Source organism: Streptacidiphilus melanogenes (genome assembly GCF_000787835.1).
GTDB classification, from domain to species: domain Bacteria; phylum Actinomycetota; class Actinomycetes; order Streptomycetales; family Streptomycetaceae; genus Streptacidiphilus; species Streptacidiphilus melanogenes.
On the sequence record NZ_BBPP01000082.1, the window covers coordinates 5,684 to 17,145 of the forward strand.

8 protein-coding genes are annotated in these 11,462 nt (G+C 72.3%); 3 read left to right on the top strand and 5 right to left on the bottom strand.

The annotated features are described in order from the left end of the window. Nucleotides 1-324 precede the first annotated feature (324 nt). From TR49_RS38490 to TR49_RS38505, 4 genes are all read right to left on the bottom strand, one after another. The gene (locus tag TR49_RS38490; RefSeq protein ID WP_042390877.1) at nucleotides 325-2,286 is read right to left on the bottom strand and encodes an acyl-CoA dehydrogenase family protein; all 1,962 of its coding nucleotides are present in this window, start codon (nucleotides 2,284-2,286) and stop codon (nucleotides 325-327) included. A gap of 84 nt (nucleotides 2,287-2,370) precedes the next feature. Then, nucleotides 2,371-3,816, bottom strand: a complete 1,446-nt coding sequence (locus TR49_RS38495) for an aldehyde dehydrogenase family protein (protein ID WP_042390890.1) — start codon at nucleotides 3,814-3,816, stop codon at nucleotides 2,371-2,373. Between the two features lie 146 nt (nucleotides 3,817-3,962). Further along, nucleotides 3,963-5,528 carry a PucR family transcriptional regulator gene (locus tag TR49_RS38500; protein ID WP_042390879.1) on the bottom strand — a complete coding sequence of 522 codons (1,566 nt, stop codon included), beginning with the start codon at nucleotides 5,526-5,528 and terminating at the stop codon, nucleotides 3,963-3,965. 149 nt (nucleotides 5,529-5,677) lie between these two features. Continuing rightward, nucleotides 5,678-7,834 (bottom strand): hypothetical protein, encoded by a 2,157-nt coding sequence (locus tag TR49_RS38505; protein WP_042390881.1) that lies wholly within the window; start codon nucleotides 7,832-7,834, stop codon nucleotides 5,678-5,680. Nucleotides 7,835-8,075: 241 nt separating this feature from the next. On the opposite strand from TR49_RS38505, the gene gabT reads away from it, so the two are divergent. The 3 genes from gabT to TR49_RS38520 all read left to right on the top strand — a co-directional run bounded on the left by gabT (nucleotide 8,076) and on the right by TR49_RS38520 (nucleotide 11,084). Next, complete coding sequence (gene gabT, locus TR49_RS38510) at nucleotides 8,076-9,431, top strand: 4-aminobutyrate--2-oxoglutarate transaminase (protein WP_042390893.1); 1,356 nt, start codon at nucleotides 8,076-8,078, stop codon at nucleotides 9,429-9,431. A 101-nt stretch (nucleotides 9,432-9,532) separates the two neighbouring features. Then, nucleotides 9,533-10,192 carry a C40 family peptidase gene (locus TR49_RS40690; RefSeq protein ID WP_052434981.1) on the top strand — a complete coding sequence of 220 codons (660 nt, stop codon included), beginning with the start codon at nucleotides 9,533-9,535 and terminating at the stop codon, nucleotides 10,190-10,192. 265 nt (nucleotides 10,193-10,457) lie between these two features. Further along, on the top strand, nucleotides 10,458-11,084 hold the full coding sequence (locus tag TR49_RS38520) for a phosphatase PAP2 family protein (protein WP_042390883.1): 627 nt from the start codon (nucleotides 10,458-10,460) through the stop codon (nucleotides 11,082-11,084). Here the strand turns inward: TR49_RS38520 and TR49_RS38525 are convergent. Further along, complete coding sequence (locus TR49_RS38525) at nucleotides 11,069-11,410, bottom strand: hypothetical protein (protein WP_152627698.1); 342 nt, start codon at nucleotides 11,408-11,410, stop codon at nucleotides 11,069-11,071. The genes TR49_RS38520 and TR49_RS38525 overlap by 16 nt on opposite strands. Nucleotides 11,411-11,462: the final 52 nt, after the last annotated feature.

Here is an 11,462-nt window from a genome sequence, read left to right on the forward strand (position 1 = left end):
TGCTGCGGATACCCCGGCGGCGGTTGCGGCGGGTAACCCTGGGGCGGCCGCGGGCCGCCGTACGGCGGCTGCGCCGGATTGCCGCCCCCGGGCGGCTGTTGCGGGTTCTGCCCGTACGGCGGGTAACTCACGCTGGACCTGCTCCTCGTCGTCGAAACACCGGGAGCCTTACGCGCGCGCTGAAGCCCCGGCGTGCGGGCCCCCGGTGGCAGCTCCTCTTCCCGCACGCCAGTGCGCATCGTAGTGGTGAGCGCGAGTCAGGTGTGTCAAGGGTGCATCAACGACAACGGATCTCCCCATCCGCGTGTCTCGTCCGTTACCCCGTCAGCCCCCGATCGGCCGGTGCACATTGGGGCGCTTCACCGGACCGGGCGCTGTCTCCGCGATCCACGCTCCCTCCCCGGAGGGATCCAGCACCCCCTCCTCCAGCCAGTTGTAACGGCCCGTCATCACTCCCTTGGCGAGCCGCCGGTCGGCGTCGTCGGTGTTCTCCCAGAGCCGCCCGAACAGCTCCTCGGTGCGCAGCCGCGCCTGACGGCAGAAGACGTCGGCAAGCTCGTAGGCCGCCCGCCCGGCGTCGGGGCCCTGCGTCGTGCGCAGCAGTTCGGCCCGCACGCAGGCCGCGCTCATCGCGAACAGCTCCGCACCGACGTCGACGATGCGCGCCAGGAAGCCCTGCTTGGTCTCCATCCGGCCCTGCCAGCGCGACATGCCGTAGAAGGTGGAGCGGGCCAGTTTCCGTGCGCCGCGCTCGACGTAGCGCAGGTGGGCGGAGAGGTCGGGGTGGCCGGGGCGGTGGAACTCCCGGTACGAGGTCGGCACCTGGCCCGGCCCGGTGACCAGCTTGGGCAGCCACGCGGCGTAGAACGCGCCCGCCTTGGCGGCGGCGCGGCCCTTGCGGCGCAGGTCGGCCTCCGGCTCGATCAGGTCCCCGGCGACCTTGAGGTGGGCGTCCACGGCCTCGCGGGCGATGAGCAGATGCATGATCTCGGTGGAGCCCTCGAAGATCCGGTTGATCCGCATGTCGCGCAGCACCTGCTCGGCCGGGACCGCGCGCTCCCCGCGGGCGGCCAGCGAGGCCGCCGTCTCGTAGCCGCGGCCGCCGCGGATCTGCACCAGCTCGTCGGCGATCAGCCAGCCCATCTCGGAGCCGTAGAGCTTGGCGAGGGCCGCCTCGATGCGGATGTCGTTGCGGTCCTCGTCGGCCATCTGGCCGGCCAGCTCGACCACGGCCTCCAGGGCGAAGGTGGTCGCCGCGATAAAGGAGATCTTGGTCGCGACCGCCTCGTGCGCGGCGATCGACTTGCCCCACTGCTCGCGCTCGGCCGACCACTCCCGGGCGATCTTCAGGCACCACTTGCCCGCCGCCACGCACATCGCCGGCAGGGAGAGCCGGCCGGTGTTCAACGTGGTCAGCGCGATCTTGAGGCCCTCCCCCTCGCGCCCGATCCGGTTCCCCGCCGGAACGCGGACCCCGGCGAAGCGGGTCACGCCGTTCTCGATGCCGCGCAGGCCCATGAACGCGTTGCGGTTCTCCACCGTCAGGCCCGGCGCGTCCGCCTCCACGACGAACGCGGTGATGCCGCCCCGGTGCCCCTCGGACCTCGGCACCCGGGCCATGACCACGAGCAGGTCGGCGACGACGCCGTTGGTCGTCCACAGCTTCACGCCGTCGAGGACGTACTCGGAGCCGTCCTCGCTCGGCGTGGCGGTGGTCGCAAGACGGGCCGGGTCGCTGCCCACGTCCGGCTCGGTCAGCAGGAAGGCGGTGATGTCGGTGGTCGCGCAGCGCGGCAGGAAGGCGCGCTTCTGCTCGGGGGTGCCGAAGAGCTTCAGCGGCTGCGGCAGGCCGATGGACTGGTGCGCGGAGACCAGCGCCGCGACGGCGGGACTGACGCTGCCGATCAGCGTCAGCGCCCGGTTGTAGTGCACCTGGGTGAGGCCCAGCCCGCCGTACTCGCGGTCGATCTTCATCCCGAAGACGCCGAGCTCCTGCAGGCCCTTGACGACCTCGTCGGGGATCTTCGCGTCCCGCTCGATGACCGCGCCGTCGAGTTTCTTCTCGCAGAACTCGCGCAGCCGCGCGAGGAACTCCGCGCCCTCCAGCTCCGCATCCTCGTCGGGCAGTGGATGCGGGTGGATCAGGTCCAGACGGAACCGGCCCAGGAACAGTTCCTTGGCGAAGCTGGGCTTGCGCCAGTCCTGTTCCCGGGCCTCTTCCGCGACGCGTCGCGCCTCGCGTTCGGTGACCTTGGGCGCATCTGTCTGATGGGCGGAGCCGGACATGGGGCATCACCTCACGGTGGGATACCTGCCAGTATCTTCCGACCGTACGCTGAGTGCCCCCATGGTCACCAGGGGTGAGACGTTCTACAGGGCCAGACCGGTGAGCACGAGCACGCGCTCGTAGGTGTAGTCGGCCATCGCGTAGGCGACGCCCTCGCGGCCCACGCCGGAGTCCTTGACGCCGCCGTACGGCATCTGGTCGGCGCGGTAGGACGGCGCGTCGCCGATCACCACGCCGCCGACCTCCAGCTCGCGGTGGGCCCGGAAGGCCACCTGCACGTCGTGCGTGAAGACGCCCGTCTGCAGGCCGAACTTCGAGTCGTTGACCGCCGCGAAGGCCTCGTCCACGCCGTCGACCTTCTGCAGCGACAGGACCGGGCCGAAGACCTCCTCGGTCGCCAGCGTCACGTCGGCGGGGAGCTCGGCCACCACGGTCGGGGCGTAGTTCGCCCCCTCGCGCTTGCCGCCGGCGAGCAGCTTGGCGCCCGCGTTCACGGCCTCGTCCACCCAGGACTCGACGCGCTTGGCGGCGTCCTCGCTGACCAGCGGGCCGACGTCGACGGTGTCGTCGGTCGGGTCGCCGGTGACCTGCGCTCCGACCTTCTCGACGACCTTCTCGACCAGGCGGTCGTAGATCGAGGCGTCGGCGATGACGCGCTGCACCGAGATGCAGGACTGGCCGCCCTGGTAGTTGGCGAAGGTCGCGATGCGGGTCGCGGCCCAGTCCAGGTCCGCCTCGGAGTTCCAGTCGCCGAGCACGACCGCGGCGGCGTTGCCGCCCAGCTCCAGGGTCACGTGCTTGCGCGGCACGGAGTCGAGGATCGCGTAGCCGACCTTGTCCGAGCCGGTGAAGGAGATGACGGGCAGACGCGGGTCCTGTACCAGCGCCGGCATCCGGTCGTTCGGGACCGTCAGCACGGACCAGGAGCCGGCCGGCAGGTCGGTCTCGGCCAGGATCTCGCCCAGGATCAGCGCGGACACCGGGGTGGCCGGAGCCGGCTTGAGGATGATCGGCGCACCGACCGCGATCGCCGGGGCGACCTTGTGCGCGACCAGGTTCAGCGGGAAGTTGAACGGCGCGATGCCGAGGACCACACCGCGGTTGAAGCGACGCACGAAGCCGAGGCGGCCGGTGCCGCCGGCGTCGGTGTCCAGACGCTGGCCCTCACCGCTGTTGAAACGCCGCGCCTCCTCCGAGGCCCACCGGAAGACGCTCACGGCGCGGCCGACCTCACCACGGGCCCACTTGATCGGCTTGCCGTTCTCGGCGGTGATCAGCTGCGCGATCTCCTCGGTGCGCTCGGCGAGCCGCTTCGCGACATGGTCGAGCGCGGCGGCGCGCTGGTACGCGGGGGTGGCGGCGAACTCGTCCTTCACCGCGTAGGCGGCCGCGACGGCCTCCTCGACCTGCGCGTCACTGGCGATGCTCACCTTGGCGACGAGCCGGCCGTCATAGGGGTGGTGCACGTCCAGCGTCTCGGGGCCGGTCTCCTGCCGCCCCGCCAGCCAGAATGCGTAGGTGGTGGTCACCGCGGTCACCGGCCCTTCCGTCGTGAAATCCAGGACTGTTCAGTCCCCAACGGTAGGCGGCACGGAAGGCGATCCGGCTTGTCCGGAACGTACGAGACGCTCCACCCAACTGGACACGGAGGCACCTCAGACACCTCGGTGGTCACTCACTCACCGGAGGCGCGGAGCGCCATCCACAGCTCCATCCGCACGTCCGCGTCGTCCAGCGTCCGCCCCAGCAGCTCCTCCACCCGCCGCATGCGGTACCGCAGCGTGTGCCGGTGGACACCGAGATCCGCCGCCGCGGCGTCCCACTGGCCGTGCCGGGAGAGCCAGGCGCGCAGGCTCGCCTCCAGGTCGCCGCGCGAGGTGCGGTCGTGCTCGCGAAGGGGCCGCAGCAGGCCCTCCGCGAAGGCCTGGACGGCCTCCTCGCCCAGCAGCGGCAGCAGCGAGCCCGCGCCGACCTCCTCGTGGTCCACGCTCCTGCGGCCGCTGCGCACCGCCACGGCCAGCGCGCGCTCCGCCTCCGCCGCCGCGGAACCCGCCGACTCCAGGGTTGTCGGCGAGGAGATCCCGATCGCGACGGTGTCCAGGTCCACCGCGAGATCCGTGCAGACCTGGTGCACCATCCCGCCGTCCACGGCCACCAGCACCAGCCGCTCACCCTCGGGGGCGAGCAGCAGCGGCTCGCCGGACCGCGCCGCGGCCTGCTCGGCGCGGTCGCCCAGCTCGGCCAGGTCGTTGCCCTCGGCCATCAGCACCCGGACGGGGCCCTGCGGCAGTCCGCCCAGCAGCGCGCCCGCGACCTCCTTGGCGATCACCGTCTCCCCGGCGAGGACGAGCCGCAGCAGCGCCGTCCGCATCCGGTCCTCGGCGCGGCGCAGGTCCCGCGAGCGCTCCAGGGTCAGCGTCAGCAGGGCGACGGCGGCGTTCACGACGTACCGCTCGCCGGAGGTCAGCCGGTCCTCGGTGCCGACGGCGAGGAAGCCGCGCGCGCGGCGGTCCGCGCCCAGCGACTGGAGCACCACGTAGTCCTGCGTGTCCGGGGTGTCCCCCTGGAGCGCCATGCTCGCGGGCGCCGACTGGCCGCGCAGCCGCTCCACCTCGGGGCGCAACCGCCCGGCCCGGCGCGCGGCCCAGTCCGGCGCGGCGACCACCACCCCGCCGGTCGCGTCGTACAGCGCGGCCCAGCCGCCGAGCCGGGCCGCGAGCCTCGCGACGACGGCGGCCGTGCCGTCCTTGCCCAGGGCCGCGCGGGTCAGCTCCTCCTGCGCCTCGAAGCTGGTGCTGACCGCCTTGTACTGCTCGGCGGCGAGGGCGGCCGTGACAGCCTTGCTGATCGCGATGAACGGCGTCGGCTGCGGCACCTCCAGCAGCGGCAGTTCGCGCTCGGCCGCCGCCTCGATCAGGGTCTGCGGCACCTCGTCGTAGGTCAGCCCGACCCCGATGCCGAGCCCCGCGACGCCCGCGTCCGCCAGCCGGTGGACGTACTGGCGCAGCTTCTCCTTGCCCTTGCCGAGCTTCAGCCCCGTGGTGAGCAGCAGTTCGCCGCCCTCGAGGTACGGCACCGGGTCGTCCAGCTCACTGGTGTGCACCCACCGGACCGGCCGCTCCAGCGCGGTCTCCCCCGCGCGGACGACGAGCCCCAGCCCCGGCATCGCGACCAGGGACGCCACCGTGACACTGCTGTGCCGCACCTCGTCGTCGGGGCGCGGGGGCTTCTCGAGAGACATGACACCTTCGACGGAGCGGGGGCGGCGGCGTGCCGCGTCCTTGCGACACCCCGGGTCGGGCATGGGGTTGGACGGCGCGTCCAAGCCCTCTCCATCGATTCTGCCTCAGCGGCGCAGCTACTCGCGCGTTGCGTCGCGGCCGGTCACGGTCACGGCAGGCGGACCAGCAACGGCGGCACCTGCGTCCCGTCCACCGAGGTCAGCGAGACCACCGCGTGCCCGCGCGGCAGCACCTGGGCGAGATCCGACGCCGACCAGCGGCGGCGTTCGACCTTCCGCGTCGTCACGCTCTCCGTCTGGGCCCGCTCCCCCTCCAGCAGGGCCCGCATGCCGCGGAAGGAACGGCGCAGGATGCCGCCGGAGGTGTCCACCGCCCGCGTCACGTCCCGCTCGTCGACCCAGACCGTGCCCCAGGCCTCCTCGAACAGCCGGCCGTCCCACGGTGCCAGGCCCGGGAACGCCATCCGGCCCCCGACCGCGCCGAACAGCGGCGCCCGCAGCGACTCGGGGACGTCGACGAGCGTCCGCAGCCCCAGCACCGCACCACCGTTCGCGGACCGCAGGCGCTGCAGGCCGCGGATCGCGTGCGTGTCCACCGCCGCCGACCCGTCGTCGACGACCAGACCGGCGAAGAGCGAGCGGTCCGCGCGGCTCGCGGCAGCGTGCAGGAACTGGCCGACCACGAGCCGGCCCAGGATCCGGGCCGCCTCGGGATGGCTGTGCTCCGGCAGCGCGATCCGCACCCGCAGCGGATGGTCGAGCGCGCGCAGCGCGAACAGCGGCAGGGACTCCGCGTCGCCCGCGGAGGCGTTGAAGCAGCGGGCGAAGACGGGACGGTCCAGCAGCGCGAGCCGGTCGGCGAGCAGCGCGCCGGGGTCGTCGGCCAGGCCGTGCATCCGCTCACGCTGGGCGAGCTCGTGCTGGTGGCGCTCGAGTGCGCCGCTCTCCCGCACCGCGGCGAGCAGCCCCGTCCACGCGCGCTCCTCGCCGCGCAGCAGCAGCACCAGCTCCCGCACGCCCGGCAGACGGCCGTACCCGGCCTCGAACGGCCCGACGATCTGCTGCAGTGCGAGCCGCGCCGCCTGGGTGCGCAGCACCAGCTCGTCCGGCAGCAGCGCGTCCGCGAGCCGCGCCGCCGCCTCGTCAGCGTGCAGCGCGCCGCCGAACAGGTCCAGCCCGTACCGCGCCGCCGGATCGCCGGGCGCGACGACGACGTCGTACCAGGACCCCGGCCCCAGATCGACGTCGGCCGCGCCGACGACCACCACGACGGCGGTCCCCGTCAGTGCCTGCAGACACAGCGCCTCGGCGACGGGACGGATCAGCCGCGTCGTCTTCCCACTCCCGGCCGGCCCGACGGCCAGCAGCGAGGTCCCCAGCAGCAGCGGATCGAGAGCCACGTCCGCACCCCGGTACCCGGCCGGGTTCTTCGGCACGTTCTCCGCCGCCCCCAACCGGAGCTGACGCAGCAGCAGGTCGTTGGCCGGACTCCTCCCGGGCAGATCCCGCGCCCCGGACGGATGCGCACACGCGACCGCACCGTACTCCCGCACCGCGTCCAGCAACGCCCCGAGCCGCGCGGGGTCGTGCCGCACGCACTCCAACGCCCGCAGCAACCGCTGGTGGTCCACATCCCCGACCCGCCCCTGCACGGTCTCCGAATCCAGCAGCTCCAACCCCCCAACCCCAGCCACCGCCCGCAACGGCGCCCACACGTCGACGGGCCCTTCCGCCGCGGAGGCACCCGCCTCCTTCTGCTTCTGCACAGCGTGCTTGCGCTGCGCCACACGCAGCTCGCGCACCAGCGGCAGCAGATAGCGGCGCCCGACGGCTCGCCAGCGGCCCATCCGCCCGAAGATCCACACCAGCAGCACCGCCGTGAGCACCCAGAGGATGTTCGCGATCATGATGGCGGTGGAGTCGTCCCGCTGTACGGCCGTGATCTCACCCGGGAAGAGGAGGGTGAAGAGCCAGGTGATCGCCGGCTGGGCGTAGACGAAGAGCTCCCACGCCACGACGGCGTTCAGCCCGGCCCGCAGCAGGAGCTTCCACCCGGGGATCGCATCGTCCGCAAGCGTCTTCTCGTCCGACGACCGCGGTTCCGGGCCGAGGCCGAAGACGCCGGCCGGCGTCCTGTGCCGCTTCGCCGAAACCCACCCGACGAGGTCGAAGCCCGCGCCCGCGCCGGGCGCACCGTGCTGCGGCGGGATCGCCGCCCCTCCGGGGGCGGGCACCTGCGGCGGCACACTCGGCATCGGCGGGATCGCGGAGTTCTGCGGATGCGCCGCATGCCCGTCGAGTGACATCCCGTCCCGCTCCCTTGCGCCCGCACACAAGCCCGCCTCGAAGCTCTCAATCTAGTGGAGCGGACCCGCTCCCCGTGCGGAAGCACACGCATCATGATCAGTATCCGCACCGGACAACTCCACCGACGGATCACTCCCCTTCGGCGTATGCCCGCACCCCAGCCCCGCCGTAGCCTGCTCAAAGGGGACGATCCCCCTCGCCCCCTTCGGACCCGACCCACAACGCATGGGAGACCACCTCATGAGCGCTGCTCAGCTTCCCGGCGGCCCCTCGCTCCCGCAGGAGCGCCGCCTCGTCACCGCGATCCCCGGGCCGAAGTCGCAGGAGCTGCAGGCACGCAAGCTCGCCGCGGTGGCCGCCGGTGTCGGCACCACCCTGCCGGTCTACATCACCCGTGCGGGCGGCGGCGTCGTCGAGGACGTCGACGGCAACTCCCTGATCGACTTCGGCTCCGGCATCGCCGTCACCAACGTCGGCAACGCCGCCGAGCTGGTCGTCGAGCGCGCCTCGCAGCAGCTGGCCGCGTTCACCCACACCTGCTTCATGGTCACCCCCTACGAGGGCTACGTCGCCGTCGCCGAGCAGCTCAACGAGCTGACCCCGGGTGACCACGAGAAGCGCACCGCGCTGTTCAACTCCGGCGCCGAGGCCGTCGAGAACGCCGTCAAGATCGCGCGTGCCTACACCAAGCGCACCGCCGTCGTGGTCTTCGACCACGGCTACCACGGCCGCACCAACCTCACCATGGGCATGACCGCGAAGAACATGCCCTACAAGCAGGGCTTCGGTCCGTTCGCCCCCGAGGTCTACCGCGTCCCGCTGGCGTACCCCTACCGCTGGCTGACCGGTGCCGAGAACTGCGCCGCCGAGGCCGCGGCCCAGGCGATCGACATGATCAACAAGCAGATCGGCGCCGAGAACGTCGCCGCGATCGTGATCGAGCCCATCCAGGGCGAGGGCGGCTTCATCGAGCCGGCCAAGGGCTTCCTGCCCGCGATCGTCGAGTACGCCCGCGCCAACGGCATCGTCTTCGTCGCCGACGAGATCCAGACCGGCTTCTGCCGCACCGGCCAGTGGTTCGCCTGCGACGACGAGGGCATCGTCCCCGACCTGATCACCACCGCCAAGGGCATCGCCGGCGGTCTGCCGCTGGCCGCGGTGACCGGCCGCGCCGAGATCATGGACGCCGCCCACGCCGGTGGCCTCGGTGGCACCTACGGCGGCAACCCGGTCGCCTGCGCCGCCGCGCTGGGCTCGATCGAGACCATGAAGCAGCTGGACCTCAACGCCAAGGCCCAGGCCATCGGCGAGACCATGCTCACCCGCCTGCGCGCCTTCGCCGAGAAGTTCGACGTCATCGGCGACGTGCGCGGCCGCGGCGCGATGATCGCCATCGAGCTGGTCAAGCCGGGCAGCAAGGACCCGAACCCGGAGGCGACCGCCGCCCTCGCGAAGTTCTGCCACAGCCAGGGCCTGCTGGTGCTGACCGCCGGCACCTACGGCAACGTCCTGCGCTTCCTGCCGCCGCTGGTCATGCCGCAGGAGCTGCTGGTCGAGGGCCTGGACATCCTCGAGAACGCGTTCGCCGCGCTCTGATCCCCCGCTCCACCCAGCTGTGCCCCCGTCGGTTCGTCCGACGGGGGCACAGTGCTTGACGGACCGTTGGTCCGAGAACGATCCGGGTAGTCATCGCCCGCATGAGGTCCCCGCTCCGGCTCTGCCGCATCCTCGCCGCCCTCGTCCTGGCCCTCGCGGCCCTCGTGCTCGCGCCGGTCTCCTCCGCACGTGCCGACGAGTCCGGCCCCACCGCCGCCGAACGCGTGCGTGGCTTCCAGGCCGCGCAGGTCGCCCTTGCCGAGCTGAACATCCCCTACGCATGGGGCGGCGGCAGCTTCACCGGCCCCACCCTGGGCTTCTGCGACGGCACCAACGGCTACCTGCCTGACGGCTCCTGCTCGGCCGACCACACGATCGGCTTCGACTGCAGCGGCCTGGCCCGCTACGCCTGGTACCAGGCGAGCGGCGGTTTCGTCGCGCTCCCCCACTACAGCGGGGCCCAGTCCGTCCAAGGCCGCCCGATCACGCGCCGCGACGAGCTGATCCCCGGCGACCTGCTCTTCTTCGCCGAACCCGGCGGCCCCATCCACCACGTCGGCCTCTACCTGGGCGACGGCGCGATGGTCCACGCCGAGCACACCGGCACCCTGGCCACCGTCCTGCACGACGTCTTCCACGACCCGAAGTGGGGCCCGCGTCTGGTCGCGGCGACAAGGCCGGAGCCTTCGTTCGCGCCCCCGTTCGCACCCCCGTCCGCGCCTGTGTTCGCACCGCCCACGGGCGTTGCCCCAGGCGAGTGAAGAACGTGTGCGGACCTGATGGTGGGTGGGTGAGACGGATCGCCCTCCACGCCGCGGTGACGTACTGTCAAAGCAGATGGAGAAGCGCGATACCACCGAGGACACCACTTCGGATCCGCCCGCGGATCCCCTCAGCCGATCGACCGAACGCCGAGCTCAAACCCCCCGGGCCAAGCGGAACGTCGATCACCTCAGCCGCCCCGGAGCTCTCCCCCCTGCTCCGGGGCGGCTTCGCGCTGCCTTCTTCCAGACGCTCTTCCAGTCGGTGTGGTTCCCGGTCGCCCTGCTCGCGATCCTCGGCGTCCTGACAGAACAGGTCCTGACGCACGGCCCCCTGCTGGCCGTCGACCGCTGGACGCGGGACACGGTCCAGAGCTGGGTCGCCGCCGATCCGTGGCCCTGGACCAACACCCTCGCCGAACGCTGGACCGACTTCGGCGTAGCGACCTACTCGGGGGCCGTCCTCACCGCGGTGACCCTCGTCGTGACCGTTCGCCTCCGCTCCTGGCGTCCGCCGACCGCGGCGCTGCTCGCCGCTCTGGCCCTCTTCGGCACGGTGATCCCCGGCAAGATCCTCATCGGCCGACCGGGCCCCGAAGGCGCCCCCGTCGCCTCGGGCGAGTGGGGCTGGTTCCCCTCGGGGCACACGGCCACCGCGTCGATCTGTCTGGGAACGGCGGCTCTCGTCCTCTGCACGACCTGGCCGCGCCTGCGCCGACTCGTCCTTCCGGCGACGGCCTTCCTCTGCGCCGGCGTCGGCTTCTGCCTCATCTGGAGGAACTACCACTGGCTCTGGGACGTGGTCGCGAGCGGGTGCCTCTCAGGCATCGTCCTGTGGCTCCTCCTGCGGTGGCCGCTCGGCCGGGTTCACCGGGATCAGCCGCAGCGCTGAGCCGAGTAGCACGCGGTGGTGTAGCCGGGCACCCGTTCCGGGCCGGCAGGAGCCGGAGTGTGCTGGGGCAGCATCACCAGGCCCACGCACAACGCGATGACGTAGTGCGCCCCAGCCGTGAAGGGGGCCCGGCGAACAAGGGCTCCCAGGAAGACGACAGCGGACGCCGCGAAGAGCCCCAGCGCCCAGTGACGCATCCCCACGAACCAGACCAGCCCCTCCACGGCGAAGAGGACTACGGCGGCCGTCACGTCTGCCACCACCCTCGGGCGCGGGATGCTCCACCAGCGATCCGTCAGGCTGGGAGCCGCTCGCAAGGATTCCATGCGCCCAGGGTCGTGGCCGGGAGCCGAGCACGCATGAGTAGAAGTACTCACA